Genomic DNA, 19813 nt, shown 5'->3' on the forward strand with positions numbered 1-19813 from the left:
CCCAGAACTCTGCCGACGCTCGGAGGCCCCTGATGCCCCTCGGTGATGATCTGCTGATCCGCTCGCGGCGGGTGGTGCTGCCGGAGGGGGAGCGGGCCGCCGATGTGCTGGTGCGCGGCGGGCGGATAGAGCGGGTCGCCGCGTACCGGACGCTGCCGGCGGGCGGCCGGGAGATGTCCGACCTCGGTGAACTCGCGCTGCTGCCGGGCTTGGTAGACACCCACGTGCACATCAATGAGCCGGGGCGGACCGAGTGGGAGGGCTTCGCCTCCGCGACCAGGGCCGCGGCGGCCGGTGGGGTCACCACGCTGATCGACATGCCGCTGAACTCCGTCCCGCCGACCACCACGGTCGAGGGCCTGGCCGTCAAGCGGAAGGCCGCCGAGGGCAGCATCTGGGTGGACGCGGGGTTCTGGGGCGGGGCGGTGCCCGGCAACACCAGTGGGCTCGAATTGCTGTACCGGGAAGGGGTGTTCGGGTTCAAGTCCTTCCTCGCCCCGTCCGGCGTGGCGGAGTTCCCGCACCTGGCCACGCCCGCCGACCTCGCGGCCGCCCTCACCGAACAGGCCCGGCTCGGCGCCCTGGCCATCGTCCACGCCGAGGACCCGGCGGTGCTGGACGCCGCCCCGCACGTCCCCGGCGTCCGCTACCGCGACTTCCTGGCCTCCCGGCCCGAGCGAGCCGAGACCGCCGCCGTCGCCGCGCTGCTGGCGTGCGCCCGCCGCACCGGCGCCCGGGTGCACCTGCTGCACGTCTCCTCCGCCGCCGTACTGCCACTGCTGCGCCGGGCCCGCGCGGACGGGGTGCAGGTCACCGCCGAGACCTGCCCGCACTACCTGACGCTGGCCGCCGAGCAGGTCCCCGACGGGGGCACCGCGTTCAAGTGCTGCCCGCCGATCCGGGGCGCGGCCAACCGGGAACTGCTCTGGCAGGCGCTCGCGGACGGGGAGTTCGCCGCCGTGGTCTCCGACCACTCGCCGTCCACGCCGGAGCTGAAACTGCCGGGCGGGAGTGGGGACTTCGCGTCCGCGTGGGGTGGCATCGCATCCCTCCAGCTGGGCCTGCCCGCCGTGTGGACGCAGTCCCGGCGGCGCGGGCACTCGCTGGCGGACGTGGTGCGCTGGATGGCCGCCGGCCCCGCCGCGCTGGTCGGTCTGAGCGGCACCAAGGGCGCCATCGCGCCCGGCTGCGACGCCGACCTGGTGGCCTTCGACCCGGATGCCGAGTTCACCGTCCACCCCGAACGGCTGCACCACAAGAACCCCGTCACCCCGTACGCGGGCCGTCCCCTCGTCGGGCAGGTCCGCCGCACCTGGCTGCGCGGGCGGCCGGTCGATCCCGCCGGAGCGCCGCACGGCCGGCAGCTCGTTCGTGGTTGAACTCGCCTGGGAGGAGAGTCGGTTGAGCACGGATCGGCAGTTCACCGAGTTGCTCGACCTGGCCTCCCGGCCGCTCGGCGCGGGCGTGATCGCCACCAACGAGGACACCTTCGCCGACGCCGAGAACCTGCTGGTCACCGCATCCCCCGAGTTCCGTCCGCACACCTTCGGGCACAAGGGCCAGATCATGGACGGCTGGGAGTCCCGCCGCCGACGCGGCGTCAGCGCCGAACAGCCGCACCCCGGCGAGGAGGACCACGACTGGGTGATCGTCCGGCTGGGCGCGGCGGGCGTGGTGCGGGGCGTGGTCGTGGACACCACGCACTTCACCGGAAACCACCCCGAGACGGCGTCCGTGCAGGCCGCGTCCGTCCCCGGCCACCCCTCGCCCGCGGAGGTCGCCGCCGCGCGGTGGACCGAGATCGTCCCGCGCACGCCGCTGCGCGGCGACACCGCGCACGCGTTCCCGGTCGCCGATCCCGTGCGCTACACCCACGTCCGGCTGAACATCTGGCCCGACGGCGGCGTCGCCCGGCTCCGGGTGCACGGCGAAGTCCTGCCCGACCCACGGGAGTTGACCGGTCTGACCTTCGACCTGGCCGCGCAGGAGTACGGCGGCGCCGCCGAGGACGCCTCCGACCGGTACTACTCCTCCCCGCACCACCTGAACGCCCCCGGCCGCCCCGCCGTGATGGGCGACGGGTGGGAGACCCGGCGACGCCGGGACAAGGGCCACGACTGGGTACGGATCGCCCTGGCCGGGGCGGGCCAGGTACTGGCGGCGGAGGTGGACACCTCCTGCTTCCTCGCCAATGCCCCCGGATGGGTGGAACTGGTGGGGCTGGCAGGCGGGTTGGAGACGGTGCTGCTGCCCAGGACCCGCTTGCAGCCCGACACGCGGCACCGCTACCGGCTTCCGGCGGCCGCCGCCGTGACGCACGTACGCGTCAATGTGTATCCCGACGGGGGCTTGGCGCGGGTCCGGCTCGTCGGACGGCTCACCCGGGCCGGGCAGGAGACGATGGCGCTCCGGTGGTTCAACGCCCTGCCGGCGGAGGAGGCCAGGGCGCTGCTCGGGCAGGAGGTGGCGCGGGCGCGGCCGTTGCGGGACGCGGAGGCGATCAGGGCGCTGTACGGCGCGTGACGCGGCAGCGGCATATGCCTGTCAAGGGGAAGTGGCTCTGGCGGGGGAATATCCGCTGAGCGGATGATGGGGTCCCGGCTTGCTGGTTACGCTGGACGGACGGTGGGGTGAGAGGAAAGGGGGGCAGGGGAATGACGATTGTGAGCCGGGGGCGGAGTGATCTGCTGGGGCCGGGTGGTGGCGGGGCGGGGCCGTTCGGGGTGCTGCGCCGGGCGTTGCGGTTGCTCGAGGCCGTGGACCGGTATCCGGACGGGTGCACGACGGGGGAGTTGGCGCGGACGCTGAGCATGCCGGAGACGGCGGTGCGGCTGTTCGCGGAGGAGCTGGAGACCGAGGGGTACCTGCTGCACCTGGACGGGCTGTGGACCCTCGGCGGCGCGTTCACCCTGCTCGGGGCGCAGCACCGGGAGCCGCTGGTGAGAGCCAGACTGCACCACCGACTGGAGGACCTGCGGGACGAACTCGGCGCCGCCGTCTACTTCAGCCGCTACCAGGACGGCGAACTGCTGGTGGAGGCCGTGTGCGACGGCGAGCACGCCCCGGCGGTGCACGAGTGGGTGGACTTCAGGGCCACCGCGCACGCGTCCGCGATCGGCAAGTGCCTGCTCGCCCAACTCGACCACGCGGCACGGCTCGACCACTTCGCCCGGCACCCGGTGGCCCGCCTCACCGCCCGGACCATCACCGAGACGGACCGCCTGCTGCACCGGCTCGACCGGCAGCCCGCCACCGTCCCCGTGCTGGACCTGCAGGAGTACTCGATGGACACGGTCTGCGCCGCCGTCCCGATAGTGGCCGGGAACACGGTGGGCTGCCTGGCCACCTCGCTGCCCGTCGAGCAGGCCCACCGGCTGCGCGAGGCCGCCGAGTTGCTCACCGCCCGAGCCACTCCGCTGATGCTCGCCATGGCGGTGTGAGCCGCGAAGAGCCAGCCGCGTCGTACCCGGCCGCTACCCTCGCGGACGCCGATCGAACCAAAGGGACGACGCGATGCCCCTGTTCACGAACCGCAAACTCCACCGGGCCGGAGAGCTGCTGACGGCCACTCAACACGCCCACCAGGAAGGCCGGTTCGGCGCGGCCGAAGAGCCGGCGCGGGAGGCCGCGAAGCTGTACGCCGGGGCGGGGCGACCGGGCCTGGAGGGCGCGGTGGCAAGCCGGGCGGCCCTCGGCCGGGCGCTCAGGGAGCAGGGCCGCGCCGCCGAGGCGGAGAACGAGCTGCGGACGGCGCTGGCCAGGCCGGGTGTGGCGGGCGCGGCCGAGGCAGTGCTGCGCCTCGAACTGGTCGAGGCCCTGGGGGCGGGCCGGCGGGACGAGGAGGCGCTGGACGAGATCGGACGGGCCGTGGCGGTGAGCGGACCGGACGACCTGCGGCTGACGGCGGGTCACGCGCGGGCGCTGCTGCTGGGCGAGCTGGGCCGGCACCGGGAGGCCGTCTCGGCGCTCGCCGAACTCGCCGACACGGCCCACCGACTCGTCCCGCCGCAGCCGGAGTTCGCGCTCGTGGTGGACAGTGACCGGCTGGCGCAGCTCGCCTGGCTCGGCGAGCACGACGAGGCCGACATCGTCGCGCTGCGGGTGCGGGCGGCCGCCGTCACGGTGGCCGAGCCGGTCGCCGGGCCGATCCGGCGGTGGGTCGGCCACAACCTGGCGGTGAGCCTGTCGCTGCGCGGCCGCCACACCGAGGCCGAGGGCCTGCTGCGGAAGGCGCTGGCGGAGACGGTCGGCACGGACCGGCTGGTGTTCCTGCTCCGCCTCGGCCTGTCCCGGGCCCTGCTCGGCCAGGGCGGGATCGCCGCCGCCCGGGAGGCCGTCGAAACCGCCGGAACGATCGCCGACACCCTGCCCGGCATCACCGAACAGGACCTCTCCCTCTTCGGCCTGGCCGCCGCCACCGTGCACCTCGCCCTCGGCCAGGCGGACGCGGCCGAACGCGAGGCCCAGCAGGCACTGACCCGCTGCGCCGACGCCCCGTCCCACCGGGTGCTGGAGCTGCGCACCGCCCTCGGCATCGCGGAACTGCGGCAGGGCCGGGGCACCGGCCCGCCGGCCGCCGCGGCCGAGGACTGGCGGGCACACTTCGGCGAGCAGCCGGCCGCCGCCCGGCAGGCCCTCGCGGGGTAGCGAACAGGCCCTCGCGGGGCAGCGAACAGAACGGGGGCCGTCGCGCGGATCCGGCGATCCGTTGCGACAGCCCCCATCGGTTTCGACGCGTCCCCCCGCCCCCGGACCGGCGGCCTGGCCGCCGGATCGAAGCAACGTCGAAGGTTCCAGCCCGCCCCCGGAACGGGCTTCCCCCGGTGGCTCCACCGTAGGCCGGGTCGGGCCGCGCGGGTTTGGCAACGGGTGCCCGGCCGCTTGGCGAGGCGTCGCCTCCCGGGAACTGCCTACGGGCAGGCGCGGCGGCGGTGCTCGCGCGGGGCGAGGCCGTACGCGGTGCGGAAGGCGCGGCTGAAGTCGTCGGGGCGGGGGATGCCGCAGCGGGCCGCGATGGTGCCGATCGGGACGGTGCGCAGGGCGGGGTCGGCGAGGTCGCGGTGGGCCTTCTCCAGGCGCAGGCGGCGGATCCAGGCCGCCACGGTGTCGCCGTCGGTGTGCAGGGCGAACAGGCGGTGCAGGTGGCCGACCGAGATATGGTGGGCGGCGGCGATGGTGGCCGGGGACAGCTCCGGGTCGTGCAGGTGGCGGCGGACGAAGGCGCGGACCTGTTCGACGGTGGCGCGCTGCCGGGCGGTCTCGGGCAGGTCGGCCTCGTCCGCCAACTCGTCGGCCAGCCAGGCGGCGACCAGGTCCACCGCGATCGGGCCGAGCCGGTCGGCGACCGCCGGGCCGAGGGTGGGGGCCTGCCGGTCCACGCTGAGCAGGAAGTCCGCGAGCACCGCCGCCGACCCCTCGGACGCCCGGATGCCCCGCCCGAGCAGCGGGCGCAGCCGGTGCGGCGGGATCGGCAGCAGCGCCATCGGGAAGTCGATGCCGACACCCTGGATGCGCGGCGCGCCGTCCGGCCCGGTGCGTTCGCCGAGCGCGCGCAGCTCGTACGGGCGGGAGCTGTCCAGCATGGTCAGCTCGCCGGGCCGGAAGAGTTGGCTCGGTTCGCCGTCGCGCGACAGCGCCAGCGCCCCGTGCTGAACGAAGGTCAGGTGGAACACCCCGGGGTCGGAGCGCCGCACCCGGGCGTCGGTGCGCCGGAACCGGGCGGACGGGAAGGAGGTGCCGAGGAAGGTCACCGGCCCGAGCTCGGAGCGGCGCAGGTCGGCGTCGAAGCGGTCGGTGTCGGGGGTGGTGGCGTCGCAGTCCCTGGTCAGTCCGATCAGCTCGCGCCAGAGCTCGAACCGCTCCTGCGGCCGGAGTTCCGCGAACGGGCCGACGCCCTCCGTCGCCGTGGCCATGCCGTGCCCCACCTTCCGTTGCCCGCCGGCCACTCGCCGTGTCGGCCCCAAGCATCGCAGGTCAGGCACGGTATCCGGGAAGCCCCCCGACAACAGAAGAGGCAGGGAGCCGATGCTCTCCTGCCGCTTCCCAACTTATATCGGACGGGGGGCCTTGCGGCAAGGCCCCCCGTCCGGCGCACAATCGCTGACTGAATCGGGGAACCCGCGCAAACAGCACAAACGGGGCGAAACGCGCGAAGCACCCGGCAGGGGATCGGAGAAGCACCACATGAGCCAGCAGACGACCAGCGCCTTCGAGTTGCCCGAGCGGCTCGCCGCCAAGGCGGACCCCGCCCTGATCGCCGAGGACGAACGGCACTTCGCCGCCGTCGCCGCGACCCTGGAGCAGGACATCGCCGAACTGACCGCCCGCCTCGACCAGGCCCGCCGCCGCCCCGGCGGAGCCGGCCGCGCCGCCCTGGACCGCGACAACGAGGTGCACCAACTCTCCACCCGGCTGCGCACCTTGAGCCGGTTCGGCACCGACCTGTGCCTCGGCCGGATCGTCCACGCGGAAAGCGCCGAGCCGGTGTACATCGGCCGCCTCGGCCTCGCCGACGCCGACGGCCGGCGCCTGCTGATCGACTGGCGATCGCCCGCCGCCGAACCGTTCTTCGCCGCCACCCACGCCAACCCGATGGGCCTCAGCAGCCGCCGCCGCTACCGCTGGCAGCGCGGCAGGATCGGCGACTACTGGGACGAGGTCTTCGCCGCCGAGGCGCTCGATGGTCACGCCGCCCTCGACGACCAGTCCGCGTTCATCGCCAGCCTCGGCTCCGCCCGGTCCGAGCGGATGCGCGACGTCCTCGCCACCATCCAGGCCGACCAGGACGCCATCATCCGGGCCGGCTCGCGCGGCGCCCTGGTCGTAGACGGCGGCCCCGGCACCGGCAAGACCGTGGTCGCCCTGCACCGCACCGCCCACCTGCTGTACTCCGACCCACGCCTCGGCCACCGCAAGGGCGGCGTGCTGTTCGTCGGCCCCCACCAGCCGTACCTGGCCTACGTCGCCGACGTGCTGCCCAGCCTCGGCGAGGAAGGCGTCCAGACCTGCACGCTGCGCGACCTGCTCCCCGAGGGCGCGGCGGTCGCGGAGGAACGGGATCCCGAGGTGGCCAGGCTGAAGTCCGCCGCCGGAATGGTCGGCGCGATCGAACAGGCCGTCCGGATCTACGAGGAACCGCCCACCGAGGCCTGCAAACTCTCCATCGAGTGGTACGAGTTGTCGGTCCAGCCCGAGGACTGGTCCGAAGCCTTCGCCGCCGTCGGCCCCGGCACCCCGCACAACGAGGCCCGCGAGACGATCCTCGACGAACTCATCACCATCCTGATCGACCGGAACGCCGACGCCCTCGACGACGAGGAGCACGGCATCTCGCCCGAGATGCTCGCCCGCGAACTGCGCCGCGACCGCGAACTGCTCGGCGCGCTGCGCCGGGCCTGGCCGATCCTCGAACCCACCGACCTGGTCGGCGACCTGTGGACCGTCCCCGCATACCTGCGGCTGTGCGCGCCCTGGCTGAGCCGCGAGGAGATCCGCACCCTGCAGCGCACCGACCCCGCCGCCTGGACGCTCTCCGACCTGCCGCTGCTGGACGCCGCCCGCCGCCGCCTCGGCGACACCGACGCCGACCGCCGCCAGCGCGCCCAGCGGGCCCGCCTGGCCGCCGAACGCGAACTGATGGACGGCGTCGTCGACCACCTGCTGAACGCCGACGACGACGGCGAGGGCGCGATCACCATGCTGCGCGGCGCCGACCTGCGCGAGGCGCTGATCGACCACGCCGACCCCGAACCGCTCGACCCCGACCTGCTGGCCGGCCCGTTCGCACACATCGTGGTGGACGAGGCGCAGGAACTCACCGACGCCGAATGGCAGATGCTGATCGCCCGCTGCCCGTCGCGCTCCTTCACCATCGTCGGCGACCGCGCCCAGGCCCGGCACGGCTTCACCGAATCCTGGACCGAACGCCTGGAACGGGCCGGCCTGGACCGCGTCACCCTCACCTCGCTGAGCGTCAACTACCGCACCCCCGAGGAGGTCATGGCCGAGGCCGCGCCCGTCATCCGGGCCGCCCTGCCCGACGCCAACGTCCCCACCTCGATCCGCCGCAACGGCCTCCCCGTCCTGCACGGCACCCCCGCCCTGCGGGACGAGCTGCTGAAGCGCTGGCTGGCCAAACACCCCGAGGGCACCGCCTGCGTCATCGGCGACCCGGCCTTCCCCGGCCTGCCCCGGGTCCGCTCGCTCAGCCCCCAGCTGGCCAAGGGCCTGGAGTTCGACCTGGTGGTGCTGGTCGATCCCGAGTCCTTCGGCGAGGGCATCGAGGGCGCGGTGGACCGCTACGTCGCCATGACCCGCGCCACCGGGCAGCTCGCGATCCTGCGCTGACGGCTAGTCGGCGGTGTTCGGGCCGAGCACCCGGTAGCGCAGGTGGGTGACCGTTTCGGAGGGGATCACCTCGACGGGTTCCAGGGCGATCCGGAGGCCGTCGAGGAGGCGCTCGCCGATGCCCAGGGTGACGGGGACCAGGTGCAGGACGAGTTCGTCGAGGAGCCCGGCCCGGAGGTACTGGCGGACGGTGGCGGCGCCGCCGGCGATCTCCACGTCCTGTTCGCCGGCGGCGGCGCGGGCCCGGTCGAGGGCGGCCTCGATGCCGTCGGTGACGAACTCGAAGGTGGTGCCGCCGGCCATCGGGAGCGGCTCGCGCGGGTGGTGGGTGAGCACGAACACCGGTGCGTGGTACGGCGGTTCGGGCCCCCACCAGCCCGTCCAGCTCTCGTCCCAGGCGCCCCGGCCCGGGGTGAACATGTTCCGCCCCATGATGTGCGCGCCGGTGTTCGCGTGCAGCACGCCGAGCAGGTGCGCGTCCTGCTCCCGCCCCGGCCGGTCGGTCTCGAACATCCAGGAGGTCAGGGCCTCCCTGGCGCCGGTGCCGAACGGATGGTCCAGGCTCTGGTGCGGCCCGGCGGTGAAACCGTCCAGCGAGATGGCCATGTTTGCGGTGACGAGTCCCACGAGGGCTCCCGGTGGTTCGACGGCGGTGTTCCCCCGGCGATGCTAGGCAGCGGGGCGGCCGATCAGCGGGAGCCGCGGGGCGGAGTGTCCTGCGGGGTGTCGTCCGGCAGGTCCGGGAGCTCGGGCGGGTCGAGGCTGACGCGGCGGTCGCTCGGATTGTCCTCCAGGTAGCGGACGGTGGCCTTCGCGCCGAGCCGCGGCGGCAGGTGCACCGGGAACTCGTACCTGGCGCGGAAGTCGGGTCCTCCGTCCGCCGTGTCGGTGTAACGCAGCGTCAGCGTGGTGGCCGTCCGGCCCCAGTTGTCGATCTCGTCGAGCGTCTTGCTGATCCCGACCACGACGGCCCGGCGGCTCACCGCCTCGGCGGCGAACCGGCGTTCGTGCAGAGCGCGCTCACGCGGCTGGTTCAGGGAGAACAGCCGCCGCTTGCGGTCCTTCCGGGCGGTGAACACCACCCCGACCGCGGCGGCCACCGCCACCGGCAGCGGTCGGATGTCGGCCATCCCGACGGCCCGACCGACCGACATGGTGATCGCGGCGGCCAGGGTGGCCGTCCACGGCCCGAACACCGGATGGATGTGCTCCAGGGTGTCCAAACCGGCCATCGCGAGGAACATGAACACCCCGTACGTGGCCGCCGCGATCACCAGCGCGGCCCACTGCTGCCGGTGGTTCGCTCCGGTCAGCCATCCGCCGCCCAGCCCGACCGCCAGTGCGATCGCCAGGATCACCCAGCGCGGCCAGAACAGTCGCGGCCACTTCCCCGCCGGGGGTATCGAAGGTTGGTAGTCCATGGGCCGGATGGTAACTGCTCTCCTGCCGAGGGCCGTTGGCGTTCTGCGAGGGTCCTCTGCCAGGTCCGGCCGGCGGTCAGATGTCGCGCAGCATGCAGGTCAGGCGGCAGCTGCTGATGCGCTTTCCGGTGTCGTCGGTGATGGCGATCTCGTAGGTGGCAGCGGTCCGGCCCCGGAAGACGGCGGTCGCGATGCCGGTGACGTGGCCGGAGACGGCCGGGCGGTGGTGGGTGGCGTTGAGGTCGACGCCGACCGCGTACCGGCCGGTCCCGGCGTGGAGGGCCGCGCCGATCGAACCGAGCGACTCCGCGAGCGCGGCCGAGGCGCCGCCGTGCAGCAGGCCGTACGGCTGCTGGTTGCCCTCGACCGGCATGGTGCCCACGACCCGGTCCGGGGTGGCTTCCAGGATGCGGACGCCGAGCCGTTCGGCGAGGTTGCCGATCGGGATGAGGGAGGGGTCCACACCGGATTCGGCGAGCTGCTGGTCGAGGCGGTCGAGGAGGTCCTGGGGCGGGCTGAGCGGGGGTGCCTGGTGCGTCATGGTGTTCCTGTCCTGCGGGGTGTCTTGCGGGGTGAGCGTGGAGCAATTGCTTCAGGACTGTAGCTACAGATGTGTAGCTTTCACAAGATAGGCTGGCGTCATGGCCCGACCCCCCGTACCCGCGAAGCGCCCGTACGCCCCGCGGATGGCCCCTGCCGAGCGGCGGGAGCAACTCCTGGACGCGGCACTGGAGATCATCAACTGCGACGGTGTGGCAGCCGTCTCGGTGGATGCCGTCGCCAAGGCCGCCGGGGTCACCCGGCCCGTGGTCTACGGGCAGTTCACCGACGCGGACCACCTGCTGCGCGCCCTGCTCGAACGCGAAGGGGAGCGGGCCCAGGCCCAACTGGCGGCCACGCTGCCGGGCGACCTCGACGGAGCGGACCCGGTCGAGGTCTTCACCGGCGTCGCCCGCGGCTACTACGACGCGGTGGTCACCGCCCCGAGCCGCTGGCGCGCCATCCTGCTCCCGGTGGACGGCTCACCGCCCGCCGTGCGCAAGTACAAGGAACGCAGCGACGCGCTGATCCGGGAGCAGTTCGCCCAAGTCGTCCGCTGGTTCCTCCGCGACGCCGACGACGCCGCCGAGCTCGACATCGAGCTGCTGATCCGCGTGCTGCTGGCGGCACTTGAGGAAGGCGGCCGGCTTGTCCTCAACGCCCCCGACGAGTACCCGCCCGAGCGCCTCACCGCGATGGCCCGGTTCCTCGCCGAGACCTTCTTCCACCGCTACCCGTACACCGCTCCCTGAGTCGGCGGACGTTCTTCCCGGGACGGGGCGGCTCGTCCAGGTGGGGGAGTCGAACCGCATCGACCTGATGGCGTAGCGCTGCCACTCGTTGGGGGACTCCGCAGGCCGTCCCGGCTGCCCGTGCCGCTGAGCCGTGCGGACCTGGTCGATGATCGCATGCACCGCCCCTGGACCTCGCCCCTGGAGGCCCCGATGACCACCAGCCGTTCGCCCAGGCGCATTCTCGTCGTCTGCCTCGGCAACTACTGCCGCAGCCCGTTCGCCGCCCGGGTGCTCGCGGACCTGGGCGGCGAGGCGGTGGAGGTGCGCTCCGCCGGGCTGATCGGCAAGTGGCAGGAGGCGCACCCGGAGATGGTCGCCGTGGCGGGCTTCCTCGGCTACGACCTGACCGGCCACCGGCCCACCCGCGTCACGGCGGAGCTGATCGAGTGGGCCGACCTGGTGCTCGCCATGGACCACGCCGTGCTGGACCGGCTCTACGCCCTGGTCGGCCCCCACAGCACCACCGAGATGCGCCTCTACCTCGACCACGACCGCGACGTCCCCGACCCGATGGGCCGCTCCGCCGTCGAGTTCGTCTACTGCGCGCTGCTGATCGAGGCGGGCGCGGCCAACCACCTGCCCTGACGGGACGTCAATGCCGGGAGCCGCTAGGTTTCTCCCTCACTGCCGTCGAACGATCACCGGGGGGTGGTTCTGCACATGATGTACAACATTCTCGTGGCGGGGTCGGTGGGCCTGGAACAGCTGAAGCCGGCGCTGGCCGAAGAGTTCACCGTGCCGACCGAGAACATCGACGTGGTTCATTCCGAGGAGACGGAGGCACGCAACTGGGACGCGCAGGTGATCTGCGAGTTCCGCCCGACGAACGGCGACACCAGCCTGGTGCTCGACATTCACGTTGTCGACAGCATCCAGGGTCAACCCGCCGAGCCCGACCTCGCGATCTCCCTTGCCCGGCGGCTTCAGCAGCCCATCCTGTTCCCCGATCCGGACATCGACCCGAGCGCGTACTGGGTCGCCGACCCGCTGGGAAACACGGCGCGTGCGCGCCTGTACGCACCCGACGAGGAGGGCGGGGACCATGTCATCGACGCCGTCGATGCGCCGATTGCGGGCCTGCCGGGTATTCCCGTGCAGAATTTCCCGGAAGCGATCCACATGTTCCGGACGGATACTCCTGTCGCCGAGGAATTCAAGGCCGCTCTCGCGCATCGGGGAGTGAATTTCGCAGAACGGAACGCGTATTTCGACAAGAATCGACTCATCGCGTCGGACATGTGGAGTTGGGAGAATCTCTCTGCGCTGATGGAGCAGGGCTGGCCGCCCTACTCGTGGTTTCCGGCCTCCCTCTACGAGGAAAGCCTGAGCCTGCGCGACCGTCTGGACGACACGGTGAGTACAGCTGATTCGGAGGCTGCCGAGGCGGCACCCGAATTCATTGCGCGAATCGACGAGACATATCGTCGGCTCACCGTCGACGACGGCGGTGCTGCCCTGAGTGCGGCGCTCGGTCTGCCGCAATCCGCCATCGCGGGGCGCAATTGGTGGTGGCACCGTCGTCCGGCCGAAATCCCCTGGGAGGAACAGGCCGGATGAGCCCGGTCAGCCGTCCAGCGGCGAGAGGTGCGGCGCGAGGTGCGGCGAGAGGTGCGGCGAGAGGTGCGCGGACAGGGCGCGCAGGAAGTCCGGGGCGTCGAAGATCGCGCCTGCGGAGGCGACGCCGGTGGTCCTGGTGCGGCCGGTGAGGATGCGGTTGACGGCCTCCACCGCGAGCGGGGCGGTGACGGCGTAGATGTCCTGGCCGGCGACGGACACGCGGCGTTCGGTGCCGCCGGAGCGGACCAGGACGTCGACCACGAAGGTCTGTGCGGAGCGGCCGCGTTCGTCCACGGCGGTCGGCGCCGAGGGGACGGGGGCGGACAGGTCCGCGGCCGCGTTCGCCGTCATGTAGGTGCGCACCTCCGGGACGGCCAGGTGGCTGGGGACGGTGACGACGTCGGCCATGGTGAACTCGCCGAGGACGCGCTGCGGGCCGAGCGGGGCCGGGAAGTGCCAGTCGAGGGTCGGCAGGGCGTCGTCGTGGTACTCCAGCCGTCCGTTGGTCCAGCGGACCCGGCGGCCGGCGCGGCGCTGCGCCGAGACCGCGCCCGCGGCGAGCGTTCCGGCCGTGGGGTGCCAACTGCTCAGCCCGTAGGGGATGTGCGCCTCGTCGGCCGCCGTCCAGTCGCCCATCGCGGCCGTCACCAGCAGGTCGCCGAGGCCGCCGTAGAAGGCCATCGCCGGTACCACCGCAGTGCCGGCGGCGCGGGCGCGGTCCGCGAACCGCGCGAAGGTGTCGAGGTTCGCCTCGATCTCGGCCGCCACATCGACGTACGGGAGGCCGGCCCGCAGCGCCGCCTCGATCAGCGGGGCGGCGGTGGTGGCGAAGGGCCCGGCGCAGTTGATCACGGCGGCGGCGCCGCGCAGGGCGCGGTCGAGCGCGGCCGGATCGTCCACCGAGGCCTGCCGCGCCTCGCAGCCCGGTGGAACCAGCGCCGCCAGCTTGTCCCGGTCGCGGCCGACGGGCAGCGGGACGTACCCGCGCTCGCGCAACTCCGCGACCACGAACCGCCCGGTGTGCCCGTAGGCCCCGTACACCGCCACGATGTTCCCGCCCGACACCATCCGTCTGCTCCCGCGTGCTCGAAGTGACCCACCGGGAAGATCCTGTCCGGTTCGGTGATCGGCGCCCAGTGTCCGGAACGACACGACCCGTACAATTTCCGACATGGGTTCTGCCGCGCGCTCCGTCGCGATCGCCGCCACGGACGGCATGCTGCACTTCGAACTCGCCCTCGCCCAAGAGGTGTTCGGCTCGTGCCCGGACGCGGTGCCGGGCCCCTGGTACGACGTCAGGGTGTGCGGCCCGCAGGCCGTCCGGGTCGGCCGGTTCCTGCTGGAGCCGGACTGCGGACTCGACCGGCTGGCGGACGCCGACACCGTGATCGTCCCCGCCCTGGCGGACGTCGAGCAGGACCCGCCGGCCGAACTGGTCGAGGCGGTGCGCGCGGCCCACGCGGTGGGGGCGCGGATGGTCTCGCTGTGCACCGGCGTGTTCGCGCTCGCCGCCGCCGGAGTGCTGGACGGGCTGCGCGCCACCACGCACTGGGCGCACACCGGCGAACTGGCCAGGCGCTACCCCCGGGTGGAGGTGGACCCGGACGTGCTCTACGTCGACAACGGCCAAGTGCTCACCTCCGCCGGGAAGAGCGCGGCGATGGACCTGTGCCTGCACCTGGTCCGCCGCGACCACGGCTCGGCGATCGCCAACGTGACCGCCCGCCGCCTGGTCGTCCCGCCCCACCGGGCAGGCGGCCAGGCCCAGTTCGTCACCACACCGGTGCCCGCGCAGGACGACCACCCCATGGCCGAGCTGCTCCCGTGGGCGATGCGGCGGCTGGACCGGCCACTCACCGTGGAGGACCTGGCCCGGCGGGCGAACTTGAGCTCGCGCCACCTGGCCCGCCAGTTCCGCTCGGTGACCGGAACCACCCCGCTGCGGTGGCTGCTGACCCAGCGGATCCGGCGCGCGCAGGAACTGCTGGAGACCACGGACGACAGCATCGACACCATCGCCGCGGCCTCGGGCCTGGGCACCTCGACCACCCTGCGCCGCCACTTCCACCGCACGCTCGGCGTGCCGCCGGACACCTACCGCCGCACCTTCCGGGCGTGAGGCCGCGGGGCTGCCGCCGCACGTGCCGGGCGTGAGGCCGACTATTCGCGGCGGGCCACCGACAGCACGACGTCCACCAGCCGCTCCGCCGCGTCCGGGCGGCCGTGCTCGCGGGCCCGCGCGGCCATCGCGGCCCGCCGGGCGTCGTCCTCCAGCAGGGGGCCGAGCGCTGCGCGGAGGTCGTCCGGCGTGACGGTGCCGAGCAGGGCGACGGCCGCTCCGGCCTGCTCCAAGTGGGCGGCGTTGTGGGCCTGTTCGTTGCCCGCCGCCGACGCCAGCGGGACGAACACCGCCGCCTTGCCCAGTGCCGTCAGCTCCGCGAGGGTGCCCGCGCCGCTGCGGCTGACCACCACGTCCGCCAGGGCCAGCACGTCCGGCAGTTCGGCGCCCATGAAGCCGGTGAGGAAATAGCGGCCCATCAGGTGGGCGGGCAGCCGCGCCGCCCGGGCATGCAGGTCGGCCTCGTTCGCCGGGCCGCACTGGTGGACGACGTTCGCCCGTTCCAGCAGCCACGGGAGGATGCCGGACACCAGGTCGTTGATCTGCGCCGAACCCTGCGCGCCGCCCGTCACGTACACCGTCGGCAGCGAACGGTCGAAGCCGTGCAGCCCGAGCGCCGTCACCGCCTTGTCCGGGTGGCCCGTCAGGACCGCCGGGCGGACCGGGTTGCCCGTCACCACGGCGGTGCTGCGGGCGGATTCCGGCAGCAGCGGGAGCGTCGATTCCGAGGAGACCGCGACCCGGGTCGCCGCCCGGGCCAGCACCTTGTTCGCCAGCCCCAGCCGCACCGTCTGCTCGTGCACCACCAGCGGGGCCCGGCAGGAGCGGGCGGCCAGGCCCACCGGCACCGCGACGTACCCGCCGGTGGCCAGCACCACGTCCGGCCCGAACTTCCGGATCAGCGACCGGGCCTGGACGGCGCCCCACGGCACCCGCAGCATGTCCCGCACGTTCGCCGGGGACAGCAGCTTCAGCGGATTGCTCGACCGCCGGACCTTGCCCGTGGCGACCGGCTCGAACCTGATCCCCTCCGCGGGCGCGATCCGCGCCTCCAGGCCCTTCGCGGTGCCCACCCACAGCACGTCCACGCCGCGGTGCTCGGCCGCCAGCCGCTGCTGCAGGGCCCGCACCGCCGTCAGCGCCGGGTACGTGTGCCCGCCGGTGCCGCCGCCCGTCACCACCAGCCTGAGCGCCCTCTGTTCGCCGGCCATCCTCGTCCTCCTCCAGCTCGGTTCTGTGCTGTGCTCCAGGGTGCACGCTTACCTGGTGGGTCGTCACATTCCGTGGCGGATCGATGAGAAGGGTGGGGAACGGGTGCGCGAGGCGTACATGGATCGTGAGGTGGCGGCGGCCGTGGCGGCCCGGGGCGGGGTCCCGGCGCCGTTGACGCCGGAGCGGCTGCGGGAGTGGCAGCGGGCGGACGCGGCGGTCCGGCCACGGCCCGGGCTGCGGGAGTTGACGGACGGGGGCCGGTACGAGGCGGGCGTCGGCGAGGGGGTGGTGTGGGCGCGGCCGACCGGGCTTCGCGGGCGGCTGCCGGTGCTGTGCTACCTGCACGGGGGCGGGCTGATCGGCGGCAACGCGTACTCCGTACTGCCGCGCGTGCTACGGGAGTTGGCGCAGCCGTTGGGCCTCGCGGTGGTGTCGGTCGAGTACCCGCTCGCACCGGACGCCACGTACCCGCAGCCGCTGCACGCCTGCCGGGAGGCGCTGCGCTGGACGGTCGCCAACGCCGACGTGCTGGGGATCGACCCCTCGCGGGTGGTCCTCGCCGGCAAGAGCGCAGGCGGCGGCCTCGCTGCCGCGCTCGCACTGCTGCTGCGCGACGAGGGCGGGCCGGTGACGATCGGTCAACTCCTGCTCAGCCCGATGCTCGACGACCGCGGCGACACCGCGTCCGCCCGCCAACTGGCCGGCCACGACACCTGGGACGCCACCTCCAACGCCACCGCCTGGCAGGCGGCCCTCGGCCCCCGCTACGGCACCCCCGACGTCCCGCCGTACGCGGCGCCCGCCCGCGCCACCTCGCTGGCAGGGCTGCCACCCGCGTACCTGGAGGTCGGCTCGGCGGAAACCTTCCGCGACGAGGTGGTGGCCTACGCGAACGCCCTCTGGCAGTGCGGCGGCAGCGCCGAACTGCACGTCTGGCCGGGCGCCTGCCACGGCTTCGACACCCTCGCCCCGCACGCGGCCGTCAGCCGCACGGCGGCGGCGGCCCGGCGGGAGTGGCTGCGGCGGCTGCTGGCGGAGTGACGGGGCGTCGGACGGCAGGTGGGTGCCGTCAGTCCGCTCGCAGGATGCGTGAGACGTAGATCCGCGGTGGGTCCGTGTCATCGTTCACCACGTACTCCACCAGCCCGAGATCACGGCGCAGCGGTGCCGAGTGCATCCCGGGCCGTCCAGGCACCGGCATGCTCAGGTGGGGGCAGGGGTTCTCGCGCAGGTCGACCAGGAACGCCACCACGGCGGAGAACACGTCGGCCGGCGTGCCCGGATCGTCGAGCGACTCCTCGACGGCCGGAGAGAGGATGAGCGGATCGTCCTCGAACTCGCTGTGGTCGCTCACCGGGCGTCGAGGCGGCGCAGCACCGCGGACGCCGGGGCGCCGGGTGCGGTGCCGGCCTGCACGGCGGCGTGGATGCGGTCGCCCTCCGGGTCACGGTAGAGCTCGGCCCGCAGCCACCACCGCCGCAGAACGCCGCCGATCGTCGTGTCGTCGGCCTCGCCCATCTCCCGGTAGAACTCCATCCGCTGTGCCGGAGGCAGCGCGGCGGCGACGGCGTCCTGCGTGCGCGGGATGGGCTGGGTGCCGTCGTGGTGGCCGTGCAGGGATGCGGCGCTCACCGTGTCCTCCGGGAGTCTCGAGCGGGCGGGACCACCACCAGTGTGCTCTCCCCGCGGCACCGGTCGGAACTCGGGGCGCGGGCTTGGCAGGTCAGCCCGGGATGTCGGTGGGGGTCCAGCCGGTGGAGGTCCAGCCGGTGGCGGTGCGGGAGAAGCGCAGACGGAGGTGGTGGCGGTCCGGGCCTGCCTGCCAGAACTCGGCGGTGGTGGCGTGCAGGGCGTAGCAGTGCAGGGCGGGGGAGGGGGTGGTGCGGTCCGGTGCGGGGTGGACGGGGCCGCGGAGGCGGACCTGGCGGCCGGGGCGGGGCCAGTAGACGGTGAGGGCGGCGTCCGGGTGGGCGGTGAACTGGCGGGCCTTCGGGGAGTCGGGCTCGGTCCAGAAGTGCCAGGCGCCGGCGGCCGGGTCGATGTCGCGCAGGACGAGCACCCGGGCGTCCGGGTGGCCCTCGGCATCGACGGTGGAGAGCGTCATCACCTGCGCGTCGGGTACGCCTGCCGCGAGGGCGTCCAGCAGCCAGGCGGTGAACAGGGTGGCCGGGTCGGCAGGGGCGGCCGGGTCCGGGGCCGGGTAGGCGGTGGCGGCGAGGACCGGATGGGCGATCAGGGCCCGGACCAGCGGGCCGGGTGCGGTGCGGTCGGTCAAGGCGTCTCCCCGGGGTGGCTTCGGGCCACCCTATCGAGCGGCTTATTAGACTCAATGTTGATAAGAACGGCCGAACCTCTTGTCGGGCCCGCTACCCGCGAGTAGTTTGCCCCTGTGCCCAACGGGCCCACGGGCCCCACCGGAACTCCGCCGGAGGCCGGCCCGCCGCCCGCTCACCCCCGGTCGCAGTCCAGCCGCAGGTCCAGTCGCAGGTCCCGCCGTACGTCCAGTCGCAGGTACAGGAGGCACCCCCATGCCGCGCCCCACCCCCTCCCGCAGCCTTCGGCCCGGGCAGCCCGCGTCCGTGCACGACAACCTCGTCCTCGAACCGCGTGACGTCCACTTCGACTGGTCGCAGCTGCCCCTGCACTGGATCCCCGACGAGCCGATGGCCACCCACACCATCAACGTCCTGCACCTGCTGCTCCCCGAGGGCGAACGGTGGTTCGTCAAGGTGTTCAAGGAGGCGCTGCCGCTGATCCGGGACGACCAACTGCGCGAAGAGGTACTCGGGTTCATCGGCCAGGAGGCGATCCACGCCGAGGCCCACCAGGAAGTCCTCGACCACCTGCTCGGGCAGGGCCTCGACCCGCGACCGTACGTCCGGCAGATCAGCTGGCTGTTCCGCCGCGTCCTCGGCGACAAGCCCGGACTGACCGCGCGCCAGCGCCGCGAGAACATCATCGAACGAGTCGCCTTCATCGCCGCGATCGAACACTTCACCGCCTTCCTCGGCAACTGGGCCCTCAACTCGCCCGGCCTCGACCGCGCCAAGGCCGACCCCACCATGGTCGACCTGCTGCGCTGGCACGGCGCGGAGGAAGTCGAACACCGCAGCGTCGCCTACGACTTGATGCGGCACCTCGACCCCGGCTACCTGCGACGCATCCGCGGCATGGCCGTCTCCGGGCCGCTGCTGGTGCACCTGTGGATCCGTGGCGCCCGGTTCATGCTCGCCGCCGACCCCTCGCTCAACGGCAGCGTGGTGCCGACCTGGCGGGAGGCCCAGAAGGCCGCGAGGCGGGGACTGCTCCCCGAACCGGGCCGGTTCGTCCGCTCGGCCCTGCGGTACTTCGGCCCCGGGTACCACCCGACGAACGAGGGCAGCTCCTCGCAGGCGCTCGCGTACCTGGCCAAGTCGCCCGCGGCGAGAGCTGCCGCGGCGCGGTGACAGGGGGCGAACGCAGGCGAGCGCGAAATCAGGGGCGCGGGGAACTGCGCGACAAGCGCGAAGCCCGTCCGCAAGGTCGCGATCAAGTGCAAGTCACTGTCCTGCGTCGCGATCTTGCGGTTGGGTGCGTTCCCCTTCGCGCAGTTCCCCGCGCCCCTGTCTTCGCGCCCACCCGCGTCTCGCACTCTCCCGCGCTTTCCCTTCCCGAAAACGGAGCCGTACCCCCATGGATCTCGAAACCCCGCCCCCCGACCTGTACGGCCGCCCCCGGGCCGACCGGATGTTTGCCCGGCTGACCGCGTTCGGGGATTGGTACAGCCCGGCGCTGGGGCGGCCGGGGTTGCGGCGGAGTCCGAGGCGGGGGGATTCGCGGGGGGT

General features: G+C 73.5%; 20 protein-coding genes. 11 read left to right on the forward strand and 9 right to left on the reverse strand.

Translation table 11 applies throughout. From position 1 onward, the window contains the following. The first annotated feature begins 32 nt into the window (after positions 1–32). From allB to ACZ6R9_RS11505, 4 genes are all read left to right on the forward strand, one after another. Positions 33–1379 (forward strand): allantoinase AllB, encoded by a 1347-nt coding sequence (gene allB / locus ACZ6R9_RS11490; protein ID WP_465537972.1) that lies wholly within the window; start codon positions 33–35, stop codon positions 1377–1379. Positions 1380–1401: 22 nt separating this feature from the next. Beyond that, the gene (alc, locus tag ACZ6R9_RS11495) at positions 1402–2523 is read left to right on the forward strand and encodes an allantoicase (RefSeq protein ID WP_465537974.1); all 1122 of its coding nucleotides are present in this window, start codon (positions 1402–1404) and stop codon (positions 2521–2523) included. A 131-nt stretch (positions 2524–2654) separates the two neighbouring features. After that, positions 2655–3440: an IclR family transcriptional regulator gene (locus tag ACZ6R9_RS11500; protein WP_380484776.1), complete on the forward strand. Its 786-nt coding sequence runs from the start codon at positions 2655–2657 to the stop codon at positions 3438–3440. Between the two features lie 73 nt (positions 3441–3513). Next, positions 3514–4647 (forward strand): tetratricopeptide repeat protein, encoded by a 1134-nt coding sequence (locus tag ACZ6R9_RS11505; RefSeq protein ID WP_465537976.1) that lies wholly within the window; start codon positions 3514–3516, stop codon positions 4645–4647. A gap of 263 nt (positions 4648–4910) precedes the next feature. Here ACZ6R9_RS11505 and ACZ6R9_RS11510 read toward each other — a convergent pair whose 3' ends face one another. After that, positions 4911–5912 (reverse strand): helix-turn-helix domain-containing protein, encoded by a 1002-nt coding sequence (locus ACZ6R9_RS11510; RefSeq protein ID WP_465537978.1) that lies wholly within the window; start codon positions 5910–5912, stop codon positions 4911–4913. 271 nt (positions 5913–6183) lie between these two features. On the opposite strand from ACZ6R9_RS11510, the gene helR reads away from it, so the two are divergent. Further along, positions 6184–8346: an RNA polymerase recycling motor ATPase HelR gene (gene helR / locus ACZ6R9_RS11515; RefSeq protein WP_465537980.1), complete on the forward strand. Its 2163-nt coding sequence runs from the start codon at positions 6184–6186 to the stop codon at positions 8344–8346. Between the two features lie 3 nt (positions 8347–8349). Here the strand turns inward: helR and ACZ6R9_RS11520 are convergent, their stop codons facing one another. The 3 genes from ACZ6R9_RS11520 to ACZ6R9_RS11530 all read right to left on the reverse strand — a co-directional run bounded on the left by ACZ6R9_RS11520 (position 8350) and on the right by ACZ6R9_RS11530 (position 10308). Beyond that, positions 8350–8973 (reverse strand): dihydrofolate reductase family protein, encoded by a 624-nt coding sequence (locus ACZ6R9_RS11520; RefSeq protein ID WP_465537982.1) that lies wholly within the window; start codon positions 8971–8973, stop codon positions 8350–8352. Positions 8974–9035: 62 nt separating this feature from the next. Then, on the reverse strand, positions 9036–9767 hold the full coding sequence (locus tag ACZ6R9_RS11525; RefSeq protein WP_465537984.1) for a hypothetical protein: 732 nt from the start codon (positions 9765–9767) through the stop codon (positions 9036–9038). 76 nt (positions 9768–9843) lie between these two features. Then, entirely contained in the window at positions 9844–10308 is a 465-nt protein-coding gene (locus ACZ6R9_RS11530) for a PaaI family thioesterase (RefSeq protein ID WP_380484788.1), read from the reverse strand. 100 nt (positions 10309–10408) lie between these two features. Here ACZ6R9_RS11530 and ACZ6R9_RS11535 point away from each other — a divergent pair, with 100 nt between their 5' ends. The 3 genes from ACZ6R9_RS11535 to ACZ6R9_RS11545 all read left to right on the forward strand — a co-directional run bounded on the left by ACZ6R9_RS11535 (position 10409) and on the right by ACZ6R9_RS11545 (position 12658). Beyond that, positions 10409–11059, forward strand: a complete 651-nt coding sequence (locus tag ACZ6R9_RS11535; protein WP_380484790.1) for a TetR/AcrR family transcriptional regulator — start codon at positions 10409–10411, stop codon at positions 11057–11059. 192 nt (positions 11060–11251) lie between these two features. Beyond that, positions 11252–11686: an arsenate reductase/protein-tyrosine-phosphatase family protein gene (locus ACZ6R9_RS11540; RefSeq protein WP_465537988.1), complete on the forward strand. Its 435-nt coding sequence runs from the start codon at positions 11252–11254 to the stop codon at positions 11684–11686. 75 nt (positions 11687–11761) lie between these two features. Then, positions 11762–12658, forward strand: a complete 897-nt coding sequence (locus tag ACZ6R9_RS11545; protein ID WP_465537990.1) for a hypothetical protein — start codon at positions 11762–11764, stop codon at positions 12656–12658. 6 nt (positions 12659–12664) lie between these two features. Here ACZ6R9_RS11545 and ACZ6R9_RS11550 read toward each other — a convergent pair whose 3' ends face one another. Beyond that, a complete protein-coding gene (locus tag ACZ6R9_RS11550; protein WP_465537991.1) occupies positions 12665–13726 on the reverse strand; it encodes a saccharopine dehydrogenase family protein in 1062 nt (353 codons plus the stop codon). 103 nt (positions 13727–13829) lie between these two features. On the opposite strand from ACZ6R9_RS11550, the gene ACZ6R9_RS11555 reads away from it, so the two are divergent. Next, positions 13830–14777 (forward strand): GlxA family transcriptional regulator, encoded by a 948-nt coding sequence (locus tag ACZ6R9_RS11555; RefSeq protein WP_465537993.1) that lies wholly within the window; start codon positions 13830–13832, stop codon positions 14775–14777. Positions 14778–14818: 41 nt separating this feature from the next. Here ACZ6R9_RS11555 and ACZ6R9_RS11560 read toward each other — a convergent pair whose 3' ends face one another. Beyond that, positions 14819–15988 (reverse strand): UDP-N-acetylglucosamine--N-acetylmuramyl-(pentapeptide) pyrophosphoryl-undecaprenol N-acetylglucosamine transferase, encoded by a 1170-nt coding sequence (locus ACZ6R9_RS11560; protein ID WP_465537995.1) that lies wholly within the window; start codon positions 15986–15988, stop codon positions 14819–14821. 118 nt (positions 15989–16106) lie between these two features. Here ACZ6R9_RS11560 and ACZ6R9_RS11565 point away from each other — a divergent pair, with 118 nt between their 5' ends. Beyond that, a complete protein-coding gene (locus ACZ6R9_RS11565; RefSeq protein ID WP_465538258.1) occupies positions 16107–17030 on the forward strand; it encodes an alpha/beta hydrolase in 924 nt (307 codons plus the stop codon). A gap of 28 nt (positions 17031–17058) precedes the next feature. Here the strand turns inward: ACZ6R9_RS11565 and ACZ6R9_RS11570 are convergent, their stop codons facing one another. The 3 genes from ACZ6R9_RS11570 to ACZ6R9_RS11580 all read right to left on the reverse strand — a co-directional run bounded on the left by ACZ6R9_RS11570 (position 17059) and on the right by ACZ6R9_RS11580 (position 18264). Further along, positions 17059–17343, reverse strand: coding sequence for a hypothetical protein (locus tag ACZ6R9_RS11570; RefSeq protein ID WP_465537997.1), 285 nt, complete (start codon positions 17341–17343; stop codon positions 17059–17061). Further along, a complete protein-coding gene (locus tag ACZ6R9_RS11575; RefSeq protein ID WP_380484804.1) occupies positions 17340–17621 on the reverse strand; it encodes a hypothetical protein in 282 nt (93 codons plus the stop codon). Before ACZ6R9_RS11575 ends, ACZ6R9_RS11570 begins: the two co-directional genes overlap by 4 nt. Positions 17622–17712: 91 nt before the next feature. Next, positions 17713–18264 (reverse strand): pyridoxamine 5'-phosphate oxidase family protein, encoded by a 552-nt coding sequence (locus ACZ6R9_RS11580; RefSeq protein WP_465537999.1) that lies wholly within the window; start codon positions 18262–18264, stop codon positions 17713–17715. Positions 18265–18517: 253 nt separating this feature from the next. Between ACZ6R9_RS11580 and ACZ6R9_RS11585 the strand changes: the two genes are divergently transcribed. Beyond that, the gene (locus ACZ6R9_RS11585; protein ID WP_465538001.1) at positions 18518–19435 is read left to right on the forward strand and encodes a metal-dependent hydrolase; all 918 of its coding nucleotides are present in this window, start codon (positions 18518–18520) and stop codon (positions 19433–19435) included. Positions 19436–19813 lie beyond the last annotated feature (378 nt).

The organism is Kitasatospora sp. NPDC048662 (assembly GCF_055587065.1).

Coding starts and splice junctions, on each gene's coding strand:
- ACZ6R9_RS11535 (WP_380484790.1), top strand. CDS start 10,409: ATGGCCCGACCCCCCGTACCCGCGAAGCGCCCGTACGCCCCGCGGATG.
- ACZ6R9_RS11550 (WP_465537991.1), bottom strand. CDS start 13,726: ATGGTGTCGGGCGGGAACATCGTGGCGGTGTACGGGGCCTACGGGCAC.
- ACZ6R9_RS11555 (WP_465537993.1), top strand. CDS start 13,830: ATGGGTTCTGCCGCGCGCTCCGTCGCGATCGCCGCCACGGACGGCATG.
- helR (WP_465537980.1), top strand. CDS start 6,184: ATGAGCCAGCAGACGACCAGCGCCTTCGAGTTGCCCGAGCGGCTCGCC.
- ACZ6R9_RS11585 (WP_465538001.1), top strand. CDS start 18,518: ATGCCGCGCCCCACCCCCTCCCGCAGCCTTCGGCCCGGGCAGCCCGCG.
- ACZ6R9_RS11560 (WP_465537995.1), bottom strand. CDS start 15,988: ATGGCCGGCGAACAGAGGGCGCTCAGGCTGGTGGTGACGGGCGGCGGC.
- ACZ6R9_RS11565 (WP_465538258.1), top strand. CDS start 16,107: ATGGATCGTGAGGTGGCGGCGGCCGTGGCGGCCCGGGGCGGGGTCCCG.
- allB (WP_465537972.1), top strand. CDS start 33: ATGCCCCTCGGTGATGATCTGCTGATCCGCTCGCGGCGGGTGGTGCTG.
- ACZ6R9_RS11545 (WP_465537990.1), top strand. CDS start 11,762: ATGATGTACAACATTCTCGTGGCGGGGTCGGTGGGCCTGGAACAGCTG.
- ACZ6R9_RS11530 (WP_380484788.1), bottom strand. CDS start 10,308: ATGACGCACCAGGCACCCCCGCTCAGCCCGCCCCAGGACCTCCTCGAC.
- ACZ6R9_RS11540 (WP_465537988.1), top strand. CDS start 11,252: ATGACCACCAGCCGTTCGCCCAGGCGCATTCTCGTCGTCTGCCTCGGC.
- ACZ6R9_RS11510 (WP_465537978.1), bottom strand. CDS start 5,912: ATGGCCACGGCGACGGAGGGCGTCGGCCCGTTCGCGGAACTCCGGCCG.
- ACZ6R9_RS11525 (WP_465537984.1), bottom strand. CDS start 9,767: ATGGACTACCAACCTTCGATACCCCCGGCGGGGAAGTGGCCGCGACTG.
- ACZ6R9_RS11505 (WP_465537976.1), top strand. CDS start 3,514: ATGCCCCTGTTCACGAACCGCAAACTCCACCGGGCCGGAGAGCTGCTG.
- ACZ6R9_RS11500 (WP_380484776.1), top strand. CDS start 2,655: ATGACGATTGTGAGCCGGGGGCGGAGTGATCTGCTGGGGCCGGGTGGT.